The organism is Hyphomicrobium sp. (genome assembly GCF_035572195.1).
In the GTDB taxonomy this organism is placed as follows: Bacteria; Pseudomonadota; Alphaproteobacteria; order Rhizobiales; family Hyphomicrobiaceae; genus Hyphomicrobium_B.
This window is the reverse complement of the sequence record NZ_DATNBA010000039.1, coordinates 25,216-44,961: the sequence shown is the minus strand read 5'-3', so window position 1 is coordinate 44,961 and position 19,746 is coordinate 25,216. Positions and strand designations below refer to the sequence as shown.

The window sequence follows — 19,746 nt, the reverse complement described above, 5'->3', positions numbered from 1 at the left end:
GGAGACGTGGGAGAAGATGATGGAACGGGTGCCGATCACGCTCGAGGGGTTGAAGAACCTTGAAGATGAGCTGCAGCGCTTGAAGGCCGTCGAGCGTCCGCGCATCATCGCGGCGATCTCCGAGGCACGTGCGCACGGCGATTTGTCCGAAAACGCCGAATACCATGCTGCGAAAGAGCAGCAGGGGATGAACGAAGCTCGCGTTGCGGAGATCGAAGACAAGATCAATCGCGCCGAGGTCATCGACATCTCGAAGATGTCCGGCGACACGATCAAATTCGGCGCGACGGTGACGCTTTCGGACGAGGATTCGGGTGACAAGGTCACCTACACCATCGTCGGCGATACGGAAGCAAATCTGCGCGATCGCAAGATCTCGATATCGTCGCCGATCGGCCGGGCGCTGATTGGCAAATCAAAGGGCGAGAGCGTCGACGTCACAACGCCGAAAGGCACACGGACGTTCGAAGTGCTGAAGGTGAGCTGGAACTCGGGCGCGGCGCCGTAATCACTCGTTGCCTCTCTCGAAGAAAGTCGTTGCCGCCTCGCATTCCTCTTTTGATGGGACGAGATCGAACGCCCGGTCCTCTCCCGATTTGCCCGAGAGTTCGACGGCATCGGAGCCTTCGAGTGCAAGACCGGTTTCGCCGGTCTTCAGCCGCAGCCCCCCACCGTCCATCGGCGTCAGCCGGAACAATCCGCCGTCGGCTTCGAGAAAGCATTCGAAGTCGACCGCGCCCGTCTTGCAGCTCGCGGCCTGACCATACCACTCCGGACTCGTCGTCAGCATCAGAGCGAAGCCGAGTTCGAAACGGTCGGAAGTATTCGGCGTGCCGTCCGAATTGGTTTTGGACAAATCGATCTCAATCCGCTGAACGCGCTGCGCGGCATGCGCCTTGAGATGCTTTTCGTCATAGGTCCGCGCATAGCACGGCCGTCCGTCGAGCACGTTGGAGAAGAAGCGGTTGAAAAGATCATCCGGCGTTGCGGCCGCAGTACGCGGCAGAAATTGAGAGGCGATGCCGGCGAGTGCGGCTGCGAAGAAAGAGATTGCGCACTTCAAAGAGGGTTTCATCGGTAACGCTCCAAGTCAGCCGCAATTATTCAGCTTCCTTCCAGGGCGGCCGCTCCAATTGGCACACCCGGTTCGCGTTTGGCACGGCGGATCGTCAAATGTGTCTTTACGCTGGCGACGTTCGGCGCGGCCGTCAACTCGTTGAGCACGAAATCCTGGAAACCCGGCAAATCGCGCGCGATACATTTGAGCATGAAGTCGCTGTCGCCGGAAAGCATGTAGGCCTCTCGAACCAGAGGCCAGCCGAGGATGCGATTTTCAAAGGTGCGCAGATCCGATTCCGCTTGATTGTGCAGCCTGACCATCGCAAACGCCGTCAGCGCATAGCCAAGCATCGCTTCATCGATCAGCGCCGTATAACCCAGGATGAGGCCGGCCTCTTCGAGCGCGCGCACGCGGCGCAGGCACGGTGGCGGCGAAAGACCTATCCGATTGGCCAGAGCGATATTCGTCATACGCCCGTCGGCCTGGAGTTCTTTGATGATCCGCCAGTCTGTTTCGTCGAGCTCTATCGGCATGGGGCAATCTTGGGCTAAAAGCTCGATTGTAATATCAGGAATGTGGCTGCGGGCATTCCTTTTCTTTAATTTCCGGCATTGCGTCTGCGGGTCTCGACACCCCGGTCGCCAACCACCACAACATCACGCCATGACAAGCTTGGTTGCCCACTCCCGACGTCTTGAAAATCAGACGGCCTGGATCTTCTCGGACGGCAAGGCGGGCCACGAAGCGCAGTGCCTTGGCGTTGTCGAGGCCCTGGGCCTCGAGGCCGAGATTAAGCGCGTCAGCCCTTCGGGCATTGCCAAATGGGCGGCACCCTGGGGGCCGGTGGCGCGGCAGGAGGCTTTCGGCGTCGAAGGCTCGCGGCTTGGTCCTCCTTGGCCGGCCTTCGCCTTCGCGACGGGCCGGACGACGATCCCTTACATCCGGGCGCTCAAACGCCGCGCCGGTCTTGCGACGTACACGGTGATCCTGATGGACCCGCGGACCGGACCGAAGAGCGCCGACTTGATTTGGGTCCCCGAGCACGATCGCCGCCGCGGCGCCAACGTCCTTCGCACTCTGACGGCGCCGCACCGTTTTTCGCGCGCGAGGATAAAGGCACTCCGCGCCAACGTTCCGCCAGCCATCGCCGAGTTACCGTGCCCGCGCGTTGCATGCCTCATCGGCGGTCCCAACGGCGACTATGCATACACCGCTGCCGACGAGAACCGGCTCGCTCAGGGTCTCGAAGCAATCGCTAGAAGTGGAACTGGCTTGATGGTGACGGCCTCGCGCCGAACCCCGGAACACTTTGTCGACAGGCTTAGGGCCGCCCTGGACGGCGTGCCGGCGCTCATTTGGGACGGCAATGGCCAAAATCCCTATGCCGACTTCCTGGCGCACGCTGATCTTTTCGTCATCACCGCCGATAGCGTCAGCATGACGTGCGAAGCTGCGGCGACGGGGCGGCCGATCTATGTTTTCGCGCCGTCGGGTGGAAGCGCTAAATTCAATCGGTTTCATTCAGCACTTGCCGCCTACGGCGCGACACGTCTACTCCCCCTCGCAGGCGAGCCTCTTGAAAGGTGGACCTACGAGCCTCTTCACTCCGCCGAGGTCATTGCCGATGAGATCGCCCGGCGCTGGCGGCGGCGCGTAGAAATGTTACCGGGTCTAGTTGGCCGCAAGGCCTGATGACGCCCGCGACGACGGAAGACATCGGACAATGCTTCGCTGCGCCCGCCGGCCTCGCAATACCGGCTATTTTCGCCGTTCCTGCATCTCTTCGAGTTGAAGCTGCTGAATTTCGGCCAGGCGCTGCCACTGCTTATTGAGCAAGTGATCGATCTTCTCATGCAAATGCCGGATCTCGAGTTCGGCTTTGAGATTGACACGATAGTCGTTCAGCGACCGCAGCCTATCCTTCGTCTCCTGCCGCTTCTGGCTCATCATGATGATAGGTGCCTGGATTGCCGCGATCGTCGAAAGGATGAGGTTTAGAAGAATATACGGATAGGGATCGAAGGCCGTTCCGGCGCGATAGGAATTGTAGAGCATCCACGCGGCAAGAAACGCCGCGAAGACAATCAGGAAACTCCAGCTTCCGCCAAAACTGGCCAAGGCATCCGAGAGGCGTTCGCCGAGCGAGCGGTCAGCTGAGAATTCTTCCTCGACGTTTGCGGCAAGGGTCTCGTGCGTGGCGAGGCTCTCCGCCACCTGACGCTCGATGTCGTCGAGATCGCCGCTCTCCGCGCGAAGCAATTCAGTGACATAAAGGCTGCGGTAGCGATCGAGCTCCGCACGCGAAATGAAAGCGTCGTCCTTGAGATCGGGGTGATCCTTGCGGATCCTCTCGACGAGGGAAGGCCGAACCGCATCCAGGTGCACAGCCCTGTTTCGCGAAAGTTCGTTGCCCGTTAGGGCACAGACGGTCCTGGCTTTGTTCGGCTTGCCGTTGTCGCTGATCTGATCCGACATTGTTGCGGTCTCAACGTCTTTTTTCCTGCCGGTCGGTGCTCGCCCGCGGCACTAGGACATGGGCGCAATGATGCAATTGAGCAAGTCGCGACGATCGGTTAGAACCCGGCCAATTCCTGAAACTTCGATCCCATGAGGCGCCGAAGATGGCCGCACATCAGTATGTTTATCATATGCACAAGCTTTCCAAGACCTACCCGGGTGGAAAGCAGGTGCTGAAGGACATCTCGCTCTCGTTTCTGCCCGGCGCCAAAATCGGCGTCGTCGGCTTGAACGGTGCCGGCAAATCGACGCTGCTCAAGATCATGGCCGGCATTGTCGACGATTTCATCGGCGAGGCGCGTTCCGCCGATGGCGTCAAAGTCGGTTACCTGCCACAGGAGCCCGAGCTTGACCCCTCGAAGGACGTGCTCGGCAATGCGATGGAGGGTGTGGCCGAGAAGAAGGCCATCCTCGATCGCTATAACGAGATCGCCGCCAACTATACGGAAGAGACTGCGGACGAGATGACAGCGCTGCAGGACCAGATCGATGCGCAAAATCTTTGGGACCTCGATGCGCAAGTCGAACAGGCGCTCGACGCGCTGCGTTCGCCGCCCGGCGATTCCGATGTGACGAAGCTGTCGGGTGGCGAGAAACGCCGCGTGGCGCTGACGCGGCTCTTGCTGTCGAAACCCGACATCCTGCTTCTCGACGAGCCGACTAACCACCTCGACGCCGAAAGCGTCGCCTGGCTCGAACGTTATTTGAAGGAATACACGGGCTGCGTGATCCTCGTCACCCATGACCGGTACTTCCTCGACAACATCACCGAATGGACACTCGAACTCGATCGCGGTCACGGCGTGCCGTGGAAGGGCAATTATTCGAGCTGGCTCGAACAGCGTGCCAAACGCGAAGCCGTCGAGAAGGCGCAGGAGGAAGGCAAGCAGAAGGCTATGTCGCGCGAACTCGAATGGATCCGGTCTTCGCCAAAGGCGCGCCAGGCGAAATCGAAGGCCCGTATCACGGCCTATGAAAAGCTCGCCGATGAAGCCAGCCGCGAAGAAACAGGTCGCGCCAGCATGCAGATCGCCACCGGTCCGCGGCTGGGCGGCATCGTTATCGAAGCGGAAGAACTTTCCAAAGCCTTCGGCGACCGGCTGCTGATTGACGGGCTCTCGTTCAAGCTGCCACCCGGCGGCATCGTCGGCGTGATCGGCCCGAACGGCGCCGGCAAGACGACGCTGTTCAAAATGTTGACGGGTTTGGAACAGCCCGACAAGGGTACGATCCGGCTCGGCGATACGGTCAAGATCGCCTACGTCGATCAATCGCGCGCCCACCTCGATGACAAGAAGACCGTCTGGGAGGAAATTTCCGGCGGCCTCGATCAGATGCTGCTCGGTGGCAAAAAGGAAATGCCGTCGCGCGCCTATTGCGGTTGGTTCAACTTCAAGGGGGCCGACCAGCAGAAGAAAGTCGGCCTGCTGTCAGGCGGCGAGCGCAACCGCGTCCATCTTGCGAAACTCCTGAAGGAGGGCGGCAATCTTTTGCTGCTCGACGAGCCGACCAACGATCTCGATACCGAAACGCTCGGCGCACTCGAAGCCGCGCTCGAGGACTTTCCAGGCTGCGCCGTCGTCATCTCGCATGACCGCTTCTTCCTCGACCGTCTGGCGACGCATATCCTCGCCTTCGAAGGCGATAGCCACGTCGAATGGTTTGAAGGCAATTTCGCTGACTACGAGGAAGACAAGAAGCGCCGGCTTGGCGACCAGGCCGTCGAGCCGCATCGCATCAAGTACAAACGGTTCGAGCGGTAAGGGGCGCCGATCGCGCAAAACGAAAAGGCCACGTTGCGCTTTGGAGCGTGACCCAGTCATTTGCTCTCGGCATCTTCGGCTAGAAATCGCTAGCCGTTGCCGTTGTCGATGATCGGTAGCTTTTTCGCGTCGTCCGAACTCAGCGACAGCCTGACGCCATCCTTGACGCCGGTGATCTTGTCGGCCGGAACCGCAAAAACCTTGGCGTTGAGGCCGGCTTCTCCACCGGCCGTAACGCGAATTTCTTCGACCTTGCCTGAAGCATCGGACGTCACCCGGTTGAGTTCGCCGATCTTCGCGCCGTCGGAACCGAAGACAGCCGCCCCGACCTTGAGTTGGTCGGCCGCCAGGCTTGCCGCCGGCGAAGCCGCATCAGCTTCTTCATGCGCGGGCTGAGCTGCCTGTTCGCCTGCCGCTGTCGTCGGCGTGGCGCCCGGCTGTTCGGTTGCGTACGCGCCGTCCATACCAAGGCCAAGCGTGATCGCAAGAGCGGCCGCGCCGCAAGTCGCCATGAATTTCGAAAAGATCATCATTGCCTCCCAATTTGACCTCGCGAAACGTGAAGACGCGTCCGAGGTTCATATGAATACGCAAAGCCAAAAATTGGCGCATGTAGCGACCGCGCCTAACCGCACGCCGGGTTCGTTCTCGGGTCAACCAAGTCCTACTCCGGAACAAACGCTCCCGACTCGCGAGTGTTCCGCTGCAAACGTCACTGTCTCCGCAATCCCAGCGCCAATACGGCAAAATCCAGCCGGCGGTGGGGTTGTGACGAGAACCCGCAGGTAAACGCGTGAAGGACTGCGATGTCGGGCTAACCTCTCGTCTTAACGCGCGCCTGCACCAATCTGGCACTTGCCGGCCATTTCAAGCTACGCGGTTCGTCGCAAAATACAGCCGGCGATGGCACGGATACTGCTCCTGAGCGTGGTGCGGCCTCTTTTCGATTGCATCAGGATCGTTCCAGCATGTCATTGCTCGACTTCGTTAAATACGCTTACGCGGCGATGGCTGTTTGCGTCCTCTGTTTGGAATTTACGCGATCGTCGCGCTTGGCACGGCGATGGGCGCAAATGGCAATTGTTCTTGCCACACTGGGTGGCTCGACCTGGGTCTACGCGGCCCACATCAACCGGACTCCCTTCGACGAGGACGGTTGGCGGGTGCCACCGCGCCATGCAGGCACAACCCGTGATCCCGAAGATGAAGACGGCGAACTTGGACCGGGCGACGGCGGCGATCCTGCGGAGCGGCACGCTCGCGGCGGTCACCGTGCGGCATCCACCGCCACGGCAGGCGAGGGCGTCACGTTCTCCGAGGCTGGTGCATCGGCGCTACGTTCGAGCGAACGCTCGTTGCACCACATTGCCCCCATGCTGGGAATTTCCACTGATAGCGAACCTGACGACAGCAGCGTCAAGTCGTTCAAGGATTGCTCCGACTGCCCCGAGATGGTGCATGTCACGGCCGGTACCGTCACGATCGGGGCAGCCGATACCGATAGAGACGCCACACGCGCCGAGCGCCCTGCGTATAGAGCCCGCATCTGGCCCGGCTTCGCGCTCTCGAAAACCGCGGTGACATCGGTCTCCTATCGCGTCTTTTTGAAAGACACGGAACGAGCAGCGGGCGTCTGCGGCGAGACGGTTGCCTCGAATGACGGCAACGCCGTAGGGCCTCGGCCGGACGACGCGGTCTACGCACGCTGCGTTACCGCCGCCGACGCCGATGCCTACACTAGTTGGCTGACGGCGCGCACCGGCAAGCGATACAGGCTGCCAACCGCCGTCGAATGGGAGTACGCGATGCGCACCGCCGGCGCACAGGCTCTCACCTTCGGGGATGTCGCCGAGATCGTCGCCGATTGCTGGCAAGACAGGCTCCCGCCATCAGGACGAGAGATTCTCGCTTCTCAGAGTGGCGATTTCAACTGCCCGGCGCGAATGATCAAAGGCGCATCAGCCCCGGACGACGCGAAGTGGCGCCGGCCCAGCGCGCGTCGAATGCTGCCGCATCGCGCCGCGCTGACCATCGTAGGTTTTCGTGTGATGCGCGAAGAGTAGTACCGGCCTAGCGGCTCAAAGCCAGAACGAGCGCCCGCGGATTGTTGCCGTTCTCCGAGATGTAGTTCTGAAAGAGATCGTTGAGAAACGACGTCATCCAGAAACCGACGACTTGCGCGTCGCGAACTTTATAGCCCGAACCCGACTTCACCACGAGCCAGCGCACGTCATAGCCGTCGCCCGACCGCAATGTTATGCGGCTGTCGACATTCGTGCCGCCCGCATCGCCCGGCCCCTGACCGGTCACGGTTGCGCTCGCGACCGGATACTGCGGGCTCGTCTTGGCGGCGTACTTGGCGATGAAATTGATCATGCCGCTGTAGTAGGTGGGTCGTTCGGACTTCGGAAGCGTACGTGCGTGAGGTCCAAGCGCGGTCAAGCCGATGCCGGCCACGTCCATATTCTGGCGCAATACGTTTCCGAACGCAGAAACGCTTCCGCTTTTTTGAGCGGCGAGCAGTTCGTTTTGAACACGCTGCATATAGACGGCCGGTGACTCCGCATTCGCGCCACTTGCAGTCACTGCCGCAAAGCACGCGATCGCCGCCAGTAACCAGCAGGCCGAACGCACCCGCGTCCATGATACCTGCTGCAACTTAAACCCTCGCATCCGTCGCCCCCGTCAATTCTGGTCTGGCATTCAGTCCGAGCCGGACTGTGCAACCCACGACCTGTCCACACAAGTCTTCTGCCGCGGTATCAAAGCGATAATATCGTCAAAACAAAGCCGGCTGTCTAAGCCGCCACAGCGGCGAGGTCGGCCCCTGGATTTCGGCTGCCCGGCGGCCCGAAACCGCGCATGCGCCCTGCCGGCAGACGAGGCAGACCAAAAATACGGCAGAGTTCCTCGATTTCCCGGTCACCAATGCGCTCCGCGACCATCAAGACGACGCTGCGGCTGCTATTCGGGTGTACCAGGGTCGCCTCATAGCGAACGCCGGAAAGGGATGAGCACACGTCGAGCGCGATACCCTCATAGGTTGTGAGCGGCGCCCGCCAGGCAACGGTCGAAAACGGTGTTTCGTCAATGACTCTAACTTCCCGGTCGCGGATTTCGACCAAGCGGTGGCAGATCGTGGCCATCAACATGCTGCGCAAGGGCCAGCAGACCAGACCCACCCAGAAGAGAAGCGCGACGGCGAGTTCGACGGTCGCCCACGGGTGGTCGATCAGGGATGCCCGAACCTCAGGTGAAGCTAAGGCGTAAGCTGCCAGCACGATCTGCGGGACAACGATCAGCCCTGCCAGCGTCGTCATCAGAACAAGCCCAGGCACCCGCGCAAGCTTTCGGTTGTTCTGCTTGAGTGTGATCGGCAGCGGAAACTGTCCGTCCGAAACTTCAATGAATTCATACGTCTGACGCTGCATATGCATCACTCGGGCTGGGCTCATCGCTCCACATGACGTTAGGCGAAAGTTCGCTAAGGCAGCGTTAAGCGGCGTCGCCGTTCGGGATTGTTTGTTGCCGGTCCACAAGCGCACTTTAACACTTGACATATAAACATATCTTTATATCTTAGTGGCGATGATCAGTTCTGGCGAAATAAGAACATCGCACTTGGTTGCGGCGCTGAAAGCTGCGGCCGAGCCGACGCGTCTGCGCATCCTCCTGCTGCTCGCCGGAGGGGAATTGAACGTCAAGGACCTCACTCTCATCCTGGGGCAGAGTCAGCCCCGCATCAGCCGCCATCTGAAATTGCTTTACGAAGCCGGGCTGATCGAGCGCTTTCGGGAAGGGAGCTGGGTCTATTTCCATCTATCCGATCGGCAGGTCGGCGGTCGCTTGGCACTGCGCTTGGTCGCCGACGTCGATCCGGCCGAAGCTTCGGTACGGCTCGATCGCGAGCGCGCCGATGCGCTGAAACGTGACCGCGAAGCTGCGGCTCAGATCTTCTTCGAAAAACATGCGGCGGACTGGGATCACATCCGGGCGCTCCACGTCGCTGAGCGCGACGTCGAAAAGGCCATGCAGGAAGCGCTGGGCGAAGGACCGTTCTCATTCTTCCTCGATCTCGGCACCGGTACCGGCCGAACGCTCGAGCTTTTTGCCGACCGCTTCCACCGCGGCCTCGGCCTCGATGTGAACCAGACGATGCTGACCTATGCGCGCGCCAATCTCAATACCAAGGGTTTCGCCCACGCGCAGGTTCGCCACGGCGATATTTATGCATTGTCACTGGCCGACCGTCAGGCCGATGCGATCGTCATGCACCAGGTTCTGCATTTCTTGTCCGATCCGGCGCTCGCGATCCGCGAAGCCGCTCGCGTGCTGGCCCCGGGCGGCAAATTGCTCATCGTCGATTTCGCTCCGCACGAGCTTGAATTTTTGCGTGTACAGGAGGCTCACGAGCGCCTGGGGTTTTCGCACAACCAGATTATAGGCTGGCTGAAAGATGCCGGACTTGTATCGGGAGCCGTGCGTGACCTGACACACAAGTCGAGTGGTCAGGATGAAATCCTGACCGTCACGATCTGGCTCGCGGAGCGACCCGGCGAACCACTGGCGAAAACGTCGAGGGACACGGCTTCGGCCGGGACACTGCAGGAGGCCCGCTGATGACCGAGATCAACGAGCGCAAAAGCAAATTGCTTGGATCGGGCGACATCGTCGCCAGCTTCGAGTTCTTTCCGCCCAAAACGGAAAAGATGGAAGAGACGCTGTGGTCGTCGATCACGCGCCTTGCACCGTTGCGTCCGGAATTCGTCTCGGTCACGTATGGCGCCGGCGGATCTACGCGCGAACGCACGCACGCAACTGTCTCCCGACTGATCCGGGAGACGGGCTTGAAGCCGGCCGCGCATCTGACGTGCGTCGATGCGACGAAAGACGAAGTCAACGCCGTCGCCAAGGCCTACTGGGATGCAGGAGTTCGCCACATCGTGGCACTGCGCGGCGATCCCGCTCAGGGCGCGGGCACCAAATATGTGCCGCATCCAGGTGGCTACGTGAACGCAGCAGATCTCGTGTCAGGTTTGAAGCGCATCGGGAATTTCGAGATTTCGGTGGCGGGCTATCCGGAAAAGCATCCAGACAGCGCGTCCCTGGAGGCCGACATCGATAATCTCAAGGCCAAGGTCGATGCCGGTGCCGACCGCATCATCACTCAATTCGGCTTCGATAATGTGTACTTCCTGCGTTATCTGGAACGGGCCCGCGCGGCTGGAATCTGGGTGCCGATTTCGCCGGGCATCGTTCCGATCCACAACTTCAAGCAGGTCGCAAACTTTGCCAAACGCGCCGGAGCAACCGTACCAACGTGGCTCGCGCGGCGCTTCGAAGGGCTCGAGGACGACGACACGACCACGCACCTTGTCGCCGCAGCGGTCGCGACAGAGCAGGTCATGGATCTCGTCGATGCGGGGATCAAGAAATTCCACTTCTACACGCTGAACCGCGCCGATCTCGTTTACGCCATCTGCCATCTCCTGGGGCTTCGTCCGCTCAAGGCGGCGAAAGCAGATGCGGCGTGATACGAGCCAAGACCGCAATTTTTTGGAAATGAAACACGAGGCGTAACATGAGACGCAAGCCAAGCTGGGCCGCGCTTAAGAAGGCCGCGGACGAACGTATTCTGATCATCGATGGCGCCATGGGCACGATGATCCAGCAGCGTAAACTCGGCGAAGACCACTATCGCGGGCAGCGCTTTGCGGATCACTCCAAGGACGTCAAGGGCAATAACGATTTGCTCGTGTTGACGCAGCCTGAGATCATCGAGGAAATCCACGGCGAGTATCTGGCCGCGAACGCCGATATCATCGAGACCAATACGTTCAACGCGCAACGCATCTCGATGGCCGACTATCACATGCAGGACCTGGCTTACGAGATGAACGTCGACGCGGCAAAACTCGCCCGCCGCGCTGCCGATGCCTGGACCGTTAAAACGCCCGAGAAGCCGCGCTTCGTTGCGGGTGCCGTCGGTCCGACGAACCGCACGGCGTCGATTTCACCAAACGTCAACGACCCCGGCTACCGCAATGTCAACTTCGACGAACTGCGCGACGCTTACAAGGAGCAGGTGCGTGGGCTGATCGATGGCGGCGCCGACATCATCCTGATCGAAACCATTTTCGACACGCTCAACGCCAAAGCCGCGGGCTTCGCGACACTCGAGGTCTTCGAGGAAAAGGACATCGAGCTGCCGATCATGATTTCAGGCACGATCACGGATCGCTCGGGGCGGACTTTGTCGGGCCAGACGGCGGAAGCTTTCTGGTATTCGATGCGTCATCTGCGGCCGTTTTCGATCGGATTGAATTGCGCGCTCGGTGCCGAGCTGATGCGGCCTTACATCGCCGAACTCGCCCACATAGCGGACACGCGCATTTCGGCTTATCCGAATGCGGGCCTGCCGAACGCCATGGGCGAATATGATGAAAACCCACATGACATGGCCTGCAAGATCGAACCGTGGCTTGCTGATGGATTGATCAACATTGTCGGCGGCTGCTGCGGATCTACGCCAGACCACATCGCGCACATCGCTAACCACGCCAAGGACCACAAACCACGTCAGCTTACGAAGAACGCACCAAAACTGCGTCTCTCTGGCCTCGAACCATTCGTACACGGGTGAATAAGAGCAATGACCACCACCAATGCAGCGCAGTCGTTCATCAACATAGGCGAGCGCACGAACGTTACGGGCTCCGCCAAGTTCCGCAAGCTGATCGAGGAGGGCAACTATAGCGGTGCCCTCGCCGTCGCGCGCCAGCAAGTCGAGGCGGGCGCACAGATCATCGACGTCAACATGGACGAAGGCCTGCTCGATTCCGAAAAGGCGATGGCGACGTTCCTCAATCTCATTTCGTCGGAACCCGACATTAGCCGGGTGCCGGTGATGATCGACAGCTCGAAATGGACCGTCATCGAGGCCGGCCTCAAATGCCTGCAGGGCAAGCCGATCGTCAACTCGATCAGCATGAAGGAAGGCGAGGGGCCGTTCCTCGAACAGGCTCGCAAGGTTTTGCGCTACGGAGCCGCCGTAGTCGTGATGGCCTTCGACGAGGTGGGCCAGGCCGATACGGTTGAGCGCAAGGTTTCGATTTGCGAGCGCGCCTACAAGCTGCTGACGGAAAAGATCGGCTTCCCGCCAGAGGACATTATTTTCGATCCGAATATCTTCGCCATCGCAACGGGCATGGAGGAGCACAACGACTACGGCATCGCCTACATCGAGGCGGCGCGCCAGATCAAACAGAAGATGCCGTTGGTGCATATCTCAGGCGGCGTTTCGAACCTGTCGTTCGCATTCCGCGGCAACGAACCCGTGCGCCAGGCGATGCACTCTGTCTTTCTGTATCATGCCATCCAGGCCGGCATGGACATGGGAATCGTCAATGCGGGTCAGTTGGCGCTTTATGACGATATACCCGCTGAGCTGCGTGAACTCGCCGAAGACGTTATCCTCAATCGCCGTCCGGACGCGACGGATCGGCTTCTCGAAGCGGCGCCCAAGTTCAAGGGCGGCAGCTCCGCCAAAGCCAAGGAGAAGGATCTCACTTGGCGCGAGGCGTCCGTTGAACAGCGTCTAACCCACTCGCTCGTCCACGGCATCACGGACTTCATTGAAGCCGACACCGAAGAAGCGCGCGCCAAGGCGGACAAACCGCTCGAAGTCATCGAGGGGCCACTGATGGCTGGCATGAACGTCGTCGGCGACCTCTTCGGCGCCGGCAAAATGTTCCTGCCGCAGGTCGTCAAGAGTGCCCGCGTGATGAAGCAGGCGGTTGCCTATCTACAACCTTTCCTCGAAGCGGAGAAAAAGCTGTCGGGTCTCGATCAACGGGCCGCAGCCGGTAAAATTCTGATGGCGACCGTCAAGGGTGACGTGCACGACATCGGCAAAAGCATCGTCGGGGTCGTCCTCCAGTGCAACAACTACGAGGTGATCGACCTCGGCGTGATGGTGCCTGCTGCTAAGATCATCGAGACCGCAAAACGGGAGAAGGTCGACATGATCGGGCTTTCGGGCCTTATCACGCCGTCGCTCGACGAAATGTGTTTCGTCGCTGCCGAGATGGAGCGCGAAGGTTTCTCGTGCCCGCTGTTGATCGGTGGTGCCACGACGAGCAAAGTCCACACCGCCGTCAAGATTAACCCGAACTATCACCGCGGTCAGACCGTCTACGTGCTTGATGCCAGCCGCGCCGTAGGCGTCGTCTCGAAGCTACTGTCGCCAGCCGAGAAGCCGCCTTTCATTGCAGCCACCAAGGCGGATTACGAAAAAGTCCGCAATGCACACGTCGCCAACGAAGCGAGGAAGCAGCGCATCACGTTGAATGCTGCGCGCGACAACCGCTTCAAGATCGACTGGGAAAACTTCACTCCAGTGAAGCCGAGTTTCCTCGGCACGCGGACGTTCCCGAGTTTCAGCCTCGCGTCCCTCGTGCCCTATATCGATTGGACACCATTATTCCAGGCCTGGGAGCTCGCGGGTCGTTATCCTCAAATCCTGACCGACAATAAGGTCGGGGCGGAGGCGAAAAAACTCTTCGATGACGCGCAGGAACTTCTTAAACGCATCGTCGCCGAAAAGTGGGTGACGGCATCCGGCGTCGTGGGCTTCTGGCCGGCGAACAGCGTCGGCGATGATATTGAAGTCTATCGCGACGACACGCGAACATCGCAACTCACGATGCTCCATACGCTGCGTCAGCAGATTGCGCGCGATCCATCCCGCAATCGCGCGCACACGGCGCTCGCCGACTTCATCGCGCCGAAGGAGACCGGCCTTGCCGACTACATCGGTGGTTTTGCCGTGACGAGCGGCATCGGTGAAGAGCAGGCGATCGAACGGCACATCAAGAAAACGGACGACTACAATCGCATCATGACAAAGGCTCTGTGCGATCGCTTGGCGGAAGCCTTCGCGGAAGCGATGCATCAGAAGGTGCGCAAGGAGTTGTGGGGCTATGCGAAGAACGAAAAACTCACGAACGATGATCTGATCCTGGAAAAGTATCAGGGCATCCGGCCAGCACCCGGTTATCCCGCGCAGCCCGATCACACGGAGAAGGCGACGCTTTGGAAGCTGATGGATATCGAGAAGACCGCAGGCATTATGCTGACTGAGAGCTTTGCGATGTGGCCGGGCGCCGCCGTGTCGGGTCTCTATTACGCGCATCCCGATAGCCATTACTTCGGCGTCGGCAAGATCGAGCGCGATCAGGTAGAAGACTACGCGCGCCGCAAGGGCCTCTCGGTTTCGGAAACCGAGCGCTGGCTGGCTCCGGTTCTGAACTACGATCCCGTCAGGCAAACGGCGACTGCAGCCGCGTAGGCTCCGAGACAAGCATCAAAAAAGGCGCGGGACCTATGAGGTACCGCGCCCATTGTCGTTTGGCTCGCGCCAGATTTACCAGAAAAAAGTTGCCCGTCTCGTTGGCTCCTTGGAGCGTTTGATGCGGGATTACTTTTTCAGGCGTTCCTCCCGGACGACCGTCTCAGAGAATTCCGAGTACGACCGCGATCACGAACCCAAACGACAGAAATGCAGCAAAGGCATTAAGTCTTACTTGCATATTCATGTCCCACCTCACCGAACGAGAGGTCTTGGATTCCGTTTCGCTTCTTCATCGAAGCGTAACCAAGGCTAGGCAGCAGTCCGCATCGATGACAAGCGAAAAGCATTTTGCGATGCAGAGAGATTTTTGTACGGAGCGATCGATTGAACCCCGCTGCATCGATGAGGAGATGAACCCGAGTAGAATGCGCGAGTTCCGCACGTCTCGGAAATTTCCCGTAACACACGTAAAAGACGCCCGCTTTTACAGGCGCTTCGAGAGAATAAAAGTGAAGACCGCAGATCGTGCGCTGGTCCAACAATGCTCTCAAACGCCGAATGCACCGCACAAAACAGCCTAAAATTTTTTCCTTGCATAACTTGCTCGCATAGGCAGGCGCGAATTGAACGGGCAACAAAGTTGAACGTCGCGCGCTCAAATTTGGCACGTTATCTGCTTGCGGAGCCCAGAAGTGGAGCGCCGGTCAGGCGTTTGCGCAGCAGGATTTCCGCGCTGTTGTCGACGACGAAATCCTCGAGCGTTGCGACCCGCCTAAATCCGCTGCGCTCGTAGAAGGCCAACGCGCGCGTATTGAAGTCCGACGCCGCAACCCACAGATTTTGCGCTTGCGCCGCCCGCGCTTCGCCTTCGAACCAATCGAGCGCCACCCTTCCGATGCCGCGACGCTGAAAGACCGGGAGGATGCCGAGAAATTGCAGATAGGGTCCGCGCAGCCAGCTCCGTCGCACGCCGATAGCGCCGGCGAGTTCGTCATCGACGACTATTTCGAAACGCGGCGCATCGCTCTCGTCAGTTCCGAGATACGTCGTCAGCGCCGCCGCCGAGTAAGCGTACCGAGCCCAGGGATCGATCGCGGCAAACTCTGCGCCCAGCTTTTCCGCGCCCGTTGATGTCATCTCTATGAATCTGACATTCGGCACTTGAGCGGCTTTGGCGATCGCATCGGTCATGTCAGTTTCTGACGCCGGCCGATTTAGGAATTTTGCTGCGCGCCGCGACGCGGTTCCTGGTGCTTTTGGAAATCGATATCGGCGCCGACGCGAGTTTGGCCGCGTTCTGCGAACCAGGATTGAGTGGATGCTGCAGGCCCGACAAAAAATCATAGCGCTTCGTGTCGCCAGGCTTTCGATCGTAGCATTCCGATACGATGACCGGCTTGCCGAGGGTCATTAATTCGCTGACCGTCACGAACTTGTAGCCCTCCGCTTTGAGCTTCGGAATGGCGATCGGCAAGGCTTCGGACGTGTGCCAGCCGCGCCCGTTGGCGTGCCCGACGACAATCGACCCGGATTTCGCCTGGTGCACCATCGCATTGGCGATCGCGGTCGCCGAGACGTGCGGGTCGGGATCGCCCGTCGCGACATCCCATTGGATCGCGAGCATTCCGGCGTCATTGACGGTCTTTAGTGTCGCGTCGTTGCAGGCGCCATAAGGAAAGCGAAAGAGCTTCGGCTGAGCAGGTATCTGGCTCATCGAGGTATCCGGCGATGCAACACACTGGTTCATCGCGAGATGCGCGCGCGTGTCTTCATAGATTTTCTGTGGCGCAAGAATCTCCTGGCGCGCAACTTCTGGCGTCGTGAGCCGGAGATTACGATGCGTCTCTGTGTGATTGCCGATTTCGAACAGCGGATCGAGCATAAGCTGCTCGGTGCGCTCCCGATGCGATGCCATCCACTTGCCACCGGCAAAGAACGTCGCCTTGACGCCCTGTTGGCGCAGATAGTCGATCACGCGACCGTCGTAGCCGGCGATTTCGCCACGCTGCTCACAAAGATCGAAGGTCAGGGCGATGACCTTTTCGCCCGCCGGAAGATCGACGCGCCGGATCGAACCACGAAGATTGTTTACAACAGGCGTCGCCGGTGAAAAACCTTCGATCTTTGCCGGAGCATCGTAAATATGGATGCCCTTGTGGGCCACTTCCTCGCCCGCCACACCGGCCAGCGCCTGAGGCGAGAAGCAGGCATTCAACAGCGCCGCATCGCCCGCTGAAGCCGAGGGCGCGCTCTCGACTGCAAAGGTAGCCGCGACCATCGCCAACTTTAAAAATTTAAAACACTGCTTCATTTGCCTGTAAACACCGGCTTACGCTTTTCGAGGAAGGCCCGGCGGCCCTCCGCGTAGTCTTGACTCGCAAAACATGCTCCGACCGCCGCATCGAGCGCTTCCGTATCCGGATTTTCCGGATGACGCGAAATCTCATCGATCACGCGCTTCGCGGCGGCAACGGACAACGGTGCATTCTCCGCTATCTCGAGCGCCAGCGCCCTGACGGTTGCTTCAAGCTCCGCCTTCGGAACGAGCTGCGAAACGAGCCCCATCGCCTCGGCATCGGCCGAACGAAAGCGCCTCCCGGTAAACAGCAGCTCCTTGGCTCGCGCCATCGGAACGGCGGCGAGGATAGGGCGAACCCATCGTGCATTGTAGCCGATGCCGAGCTTGACGGCCGGAATGGCAAACTGGCTCGTCTCGTCGGCAATCCTCATGTCGCAACAAAGCGCCAGTCCGAGGCCACCACCGAGACAAAATCCGTGGATCATCGCGATGGTCGGTTTCGGACAATCGATCAACGCATTGAACGCCGCATCGTTCAACGCATCGTAGACTTTGGCTGCGTCACCCGTTCGCGCGTTTTCGAATTCTGAAATATCGGCTCCCGCCGAGAAAGCCTTGTCGCCCGCGCCGCGCAGGACAACGACGCGCACGCCGGAATCGGACGTCGCGGCAGAAATGGCATCGGGGATTGCCTGCCACATGGACGCCGTAAGCGCATTCATCCGTGCCGGATTGTCGGCCGCAATCCAGGCGATCGCGCCGTCCTTGGTGTAGCGCAACGCCGGGCCGCCGCCCTTTGCTTCAGGCATTCCGAACACCTCTCATTTGTTTTGGCCATTTAAGTCGCAAATGGACGCTCGGCAATTATGCGGCCGGGGCGGCAGATGCACGCGGCGCTCCAAAGTGCTATCATCTTAGGCGATAGCCAATTGACCGCGGTGCCTGGCATTGTTAATCGCCTGTCGATAATTCCTTAAGGCGGTGGGCCGGGGCGCGGCGCTGCATATGCCCACCTGCAATAAGAGGCCTTCACGTGTCGAACACCAAAACAGCAACACCCAAGATCCAGGTCGTGGACCCGATCTGGGCGCAAATACGTTCCGAGGCGCAAGACGCCATGAAAGCCGAGCCTGCTCTCGGCAGCTTCATCTTCGCGACCGTGCTGAACCACCAGATGCTCGAAGAAGCCGTGTGCCACCGGCTTGCCCAAAGGCTCAACCATACCGACGTCGACGCCGGCCTTATCTCGCAGACGTTCCAGAGTGTGCTGGACGGAGATGCTGACCTTGGAGCGATTTTCCGCGCCGACCTCGGAGCCGTCTACGACCGCGACCCCGCATGCACGCGATTTCTCGACCCGCTTCTTTACTTCAAGGGCTTTCACGCCCTCGTAACGCATCGGTTCGCGCACGCGCTATGGAAGCGCGGACGCCGCGACTTCGCGCTCTATCTGCAAAGCCAGTCGTCGCGCATGTTCGGAGTCGATATCCACCCCGCCGCGCATTTCGGCAAAGGCATCATGCTTGATCACGCGACGGGCCTGGTTGTCGGCGAGACGGCTTCGGTCGGCGACAATTGCTCGTTCCTGCATGCGGTGACGCTCGGCGGCAGCGGCAAGGAGAAGGGCGACCGGCATCCGAAAATCGGTGACAATGTGCTGATCGGAGCAGGAGCCAAGGTGCTTGGTAATATTAAGGTTGGCGAATGCTCGCGCATCGCCGCCGGCTCGGTCGTGCTATCGGACGTTCCGGCTCACGTCACCGTTGCGGGCGTACCTGCCAAGATCGTCGGCAGCGCCGGCTGCGCAGAGCCTGCCCTTTCGATGGAGCAGGGCTGGGTCGACAATTTCGGCGGCCTCTAAGATTCATCAGGAGTAGCTAAATTGAAGAAAGAAGAGCTCGTTCGGGTGCAGGCCTATCTGCGCAAGACGTTCGGCGCGCAGAATCTTGAAGTGCGCGCGCAGCCGAAAAAAGACGACATGGCCGAGGTCTTCATCAACGATGAGTTCGTCGCGACGCTCTACCGCGAGGTCGAGGACGGCGAGACCTCGTATCAGTTCCAAATGGCCATTCTGGATATGGACCTAGAGGGCGTTTAAGTCCGAGGCATTGATGGCCCTCTACAACCTTGATGGCGTCGGCGTGGTAACGCCCGCCAGCGGCCAGTTCTGGGTCGCGCCGAATGCCGTCCTGCTTGGCAAAGTAAAACTCGAACACGAGGCCAGCATCTGGTTCGGCGCGGTACTACGCGGCGATAACGAGCTAATCGCCGTCGGAGAGCGCTCGAACGTACAAGACGGTTCGGTGCTGCATACCGACCCGGGCTTTCCACTGACCATCGGCGCCGATTGCACCGTCGGACATATGGTCATGCTGCATGGCTGCACGATCGGCCGCGGCAGCCTGATCGGCATCGGATCGATCATTCTGAACGGCGCAAAGATCGGCGAGGAATGCGTGATCGGCGCCAACACGCTGATCCCGGAAGGCAAGGACATTCCGGCGCGTTCGATGGTGATGGGATCGCCGGGAAAGATCGTCCGCCAACTCAACGACGACGAAGTCGCGCGCTTCGGCGGCGCCGCTAAGCGGTACGTTGCGAACTGGAAACGCTACGCTGCCGGTCTCGTCCCTCAGACCTGAAATCCAGCCGCACGAAGCGCGACGCCGAAGCCTCGGATCGGCGCGGTCTTGGTAAAAAAGCGGGCCGGGGTGCCTGGGGAGAGCACCCGGCCCGTGAAACAGGCTCGGACAGC

At 59.9% G+C, this 19,746-nt stretch carries 18 protein-coding genes and 1 pseudogene; 10 read left to right on the top strand and 9 right to left on the bottom strand.

The window, feature by feature from the left end:
- Positions 1-19 precede the first annotated feature (19 nt).
- A complete protein-coding gene (greA, locus tag VN623_RS03795; protein WP_325568279.1) occupies positions 20-508 on the top strand; it encodes a transcription elongation factor GreA in 489 nt (162 codons plus the stop codon).
- On the opposite strand, the gene VN623_RS03790 is transcribed toward greA, so the two are convergent.
- Both VN623_RS03790 and VN623_RS03785 read right to left on the bottom strand, forming a co-directional pair.
- A complete protein-coding gene (locus tag VN623_RS03790) occupies positions 509-1,075 on the bottom strand; it encodes a hypothetical protein (protein WP_325568277.1) in 567 nt (188 codons plus the stop codon).
- Between the two features lie 29 nt (positions 1,076-1,104).
- Positions 1,105-1,593, bottom strand: coding sequence for an Lrp/AsnC family transcriptional regulator (locus tag VN623_RS03785; RefSeq protein ID WP_325568275.1), 489 nt, complete (start codon positions 1,591-1,593; stop codon positions 1,105-1,107).
- Positions 1,594-1,723: 130 nt separating this feature from the next.
- Between VN623_RS03785 and VN623_RS03780 the strand changes: the two genes are divergently transcribed.
- Positions 1,724-2,752 carry a mitochondrial fission ELM1 family protein gene (locus VN623_RS03780; RefSeq protein ID WP_325568273.1) on the top strand — a complete coding sequence of 343 codons (1,029 nt, stop codon included), beginning with the start codon at positions 1,724-1,726 and terminating at the stop codon, positions 2,750-2,752.
- 66 nt (positions 2,753-2,818) lie between these two features.
- Here VN623_RS03780 and VN623_RS03775 read toward each other — a convergent pair whose 3' ends face one another.
- On the bottom strand, positions 2,819-3,535 hold the full coding sequence (locus VN623_RS03775) for a DUF1003 domain-containing protein (RefSeq protein WP_325568271.1): 717 nt from the start codon (positions 3,533-3,535) through the stop codon (positions 2,819-2,821).
- Positions 3,536-3,681: 146 nt separating this feature from the next.
- On the opposite strand from VN623_RS03775, the gene ettA reads away from it, so the two are divergent.
- Positions 3,682-5,340 carry an energy-dependent translational throttle protein EttA gene (gene ettA, locus VN623_RS03770; protein ID WP_325568269.1) on the top strand — a complete coding sequence of 553 codons (1,659 nt, stop codon included), beginning with the start codon at positions 3,682-3,684 and terminating at the stop codon, positions 5,338-5,340.
- A gap of 89 nt (positions 5,341-5,429) precedes the next feature.
- Here the strand turns inward: ettA and VN623_RS03765 are convergent, their stop codons facing one another.
- Positions 5,430-5,870: a PRC-barrel domain-containing protein gene (locus VN623_RS03765; RefSeq protein ID WP_325568267.1), complete on the bottom strand. Its 441-nt coding sequence runs from the start codon at positions 5,868-5,870 to the stop codon at positions 5,430-5,432.
- A 543-nt stretch (positions 5,871-6,413) separates the two neighbouring features.
- Here VN623_RS03765 and VN623_RS03760 point away from each other — a divergent pair.
- A complete protein-coding gene (locus VN623_RS03760; RefSeq protein ID WP_325568265.1) occupies positions 6,414-7,403 on the top strand; it encodes a formylglycine-generating enzyme family protein in 990 nt (329 codons plus the stop codon).
- Between the two features lie 7 nt (positions 7,404-7,410).
- Here the strand turns inward: VN623_RS03760 and VN623_RS03755 are convergent, their stop codons facing one another.
- The gene (locus VN623_RS03755) at positions 7,411-7,884 is read right to left on the bottom strand and encodes an ABC transporter substrate-binding protein (RefSeq protein WP_325568263.1); all 474 of its coding nucleotides are present in this window, start codon (positions 7,882-7,884) and stop codon (positions 7,411-7,413) included.
- A gap of 254 nt (positions 7,885-8,138) precedes the next feature.
- Positions 8,139-8,771: a hypothetical protein gene (locus tag VN623_RS03750; protein WP_325568261.1), complete on the bottom strand. Its 633-nt coding sequence runs from the start codon at positions 8,769-8,771 to the stop codon at positions 8,139-8,141.
- Between the two features lie 190 nt (positions 8,772-8,961).
- Here VN623_RS03750 and VN623_RS03745 point away from each other — a divergent pair, with 190 nt between their 5' ends.
- The 3 genes and pseudogenes from VN623_RS03745 to metH all read left to right on the top strand — a co-directional run bounded on the left by VN623_RS03745 (position 8,962) and on the right by metH (position 14,689).
- Positions 8,962-9,960 (top strand): metalloregulator ArsR/SmtB family transcription factor, encoded by a 999-nt coding sequence (locus VN623_RS03745; protein WP_325568259.1) that lies wholly within the window; start codon positions 8,962-8,964, stop codon positions 9,958-9,960.
- Positions 9,960-10,874, top strand: a complete 915-nt coding sequence (gene metF, locus VN623_RS03740) for a methylenetetrahydrofolate reductase [NAD(P)H] (RefSeq protein ID WP_325568257.1) — start codon at positions 9,960-9,962, stop codon at positions 10,872-10,874. Before VN623_RS03745 ends, metF begins: the two co-directional genes overlap by 1 nt.
- Positions 10,875-10,921: 47 nt before the next feature.
- Positions 10,922-14,689: pseudogene (gene metH / locus VN623_RS03735) on the top strand (methionine synthase).
- A 672-nt stretch (positions 14,690-15,361) separates the two neighbouring features.
- On the opposite strand, the gene VN623_RS03730 reads toward metH, so the two are convergent.
- The 3 genes from VN623_RS03730 to VN623_RS03720 are packed head-to-tail and all read right to left on the bottom strand — an operon-like array spanning position 15,362 to position 17,800.
- The gene (locus VN623_RS03730) at positions 15,362-15,883 is read right to left on the bottom strand and encodes a GNAT family N-acetyltransferase (protein ID WP_325568255.1); all 522 of its coding nucleotides are present in this window, start codon (positions 15,881-15,883) and stop codon (positions 15,362-15,364) included.
- Position 15,884: 1 nt separating this feature from the next.
- Positions 15,885-16,970 carry a polysaccharide deacetylase family protein gene (locus VN623_RS03725; RefSeq protein WP_325568253.1) on the bottom strand — a complete coding sequence of 362 codons (1,086 nt, stop codon included), beginning with the start codon at positions 16,968-16,970 and terminating at the stop codon, positions 15,885-15,887.
- A gap of 29 nt (positions 16,971-16,999) precedes the next feature.
- Complete coding sequence (locus tag VN623_RS03720) at positions 17,000-17,800, bottom strand: enoyl-CoA hydratase (protein WP_325568251.1); 801 nt, start codon at positions 17,798-17,800, stop codon at positions 17,000-17,002.
- 224 nt (positions 17,801-18,024) lie between these two features.
- Between VN623_RS03720 and cysE the strand changes: the two genes are divergently transcribed.
- Genes cysE through VN623_RS03705 form a run of 3 tightly spaced genes read left to right on the top strand, consistent with a single transcriptional unit; the run spans position 18,025 to position 19,633 of the window.
- Positions 18,025-18,852, top strand: a complete 828-nt coding sequence (gene cysE, locus VN623_RS03715) for a serine O-acetyltransferase (protein ID WP_325568250.1) — start codon at positions 18,025-18,027, stop codon at positions 18,850-18,852.
- Positions 18,853-18,873: 21 nt separating this feature from the next.
- On the top strand, positions 18,874-19,089 hold the full coding sequence (locus tag VN623_RS03710; RefSeq protein ID WP_325568248.1) for a DUF3126 family protein: 216 nt from the start codon (positions 18,874-18,876) through the stop codon (positions 19,087-19,089).
- Between the two features lie 13 nt (positions 19,090-19,102).
- The gene (locus VN623_RS03705) at positions 19,103-19,633 is read left to right on the top strand and encodes a gamma carbonic anhydrase family protein (RefSeq protein ID WP_325568246.1); all 531 of its coding nucleotides are present in this window, start codon (positions 19,103-19,105) and stop codon (positions 19,631-19,633) included.
- Positions 19,634-19,746 lie beyond the last annotated feature (113 nt).

Bases quoted from the DNA above. Each gene is read 5' to 3' on its own strand.
- VN623_RS03775 (WP_325568271.1), bottom strand. From the start codon at position 3,535: ATGTCGGATCAGATCAGCGACAACGGCAAGCCGAACAAAGCCAGGACC.
- VN623_RS03705 (WP_325568246.1), top strand. From the start codon at position 19,103: ATGGCCCTCTACAACCTTGATGGCGTCGGCGTGGTAACGCCCGCCAGC.
- metF (WP_325568257.1), top strand. From the start codon at position 9,960: ATGACCGAGATCAACGAGCGCAAAAGCAAATTGCTTGGATCGGGCGAC.
- VN623_RS03760 (WP_325568265.1), top strand. From the start codon at position 6,414: ATGGCAATTGTTCTTGCCACACTGGGTGGCTCGACCTGGGTCTACGCG.
- VN623_RS03780 (WP_325568273.1), top strand. From the start codon at position 1,724: ATGACAAGCTTGGTTGCCCACTCCCGACGTCTTGAAAATCAGACGGCC.
- ettA (WP_325568269.1), top strand. From the start codon at position 3,682: ATGGCCGCACATCAGTATGTTTATCATATGCACAAGCTTTCCAAGACC.
- VN623_RS03765 (WP_325568267.1), bottom strand. From the start codon at position 5,870: ATGATCTTTTCGAAATTCATGGCGACTTGCGGCGCGGCCGCTCTTGCG.
- VN623_RS03720 (WP_325568251.1), bottom strand. From the start codon at position 17,800: ATGCCTGAAGCAAAGGGCGGCGGCCCGGCGTTGCGCTACACCAAGGAC.
- VN623_RS03750 (WP_325568261.1), bottom strand. From the start codon at position 8,771: ATGCAGCGTCAGACGTATGAATTCATTGAAGTTTCGGACGGACAGTTT.
- greA (WP_325568279.1), top strand. From the start codon at position 20: ATGGAACGGGTGCCGATCACGCTCGAGGGGTTGAAGAACCTTGAAGAT.
- VN623_RS03790 (WP_325568277.1), bottom strand. From the start codon at position 1,075: ATGAAACCCTCTTTGAAGTGCGCAATCTCTTTCTTCGCAGCCGCACTC.
- VN623_RS03785 (WP_325568275.1), bottom strand. From the start codon at position 1,593: ATGCCGATAGAGCTCGACGAAACAGACTGGCGGATCATCAAAGAACTC.
- VN623_RS03730 (WP_325568255.1), bottom strand. From the start codon at position 15,883: ATGACCGATGCGATCGCCAAAGCCGCTCAAGTGCCGAATGTCAGATTC.
- VN623_RS03755 (WP_325568263.1), bottom strand. From the start codon at position 7,884: ATGCAGCGTGTTCAAAACGAACTGCTCGCCGCTCAAAAAAGCGGAAGC.
- VN623_RS03725 (WP_325568253.1), bottom strand. From the start codon at position 16,970: ATGGTCGCGGCTACCTTTGCAGTCGAGAGCGCGCCCTCGGCTTCAGCG.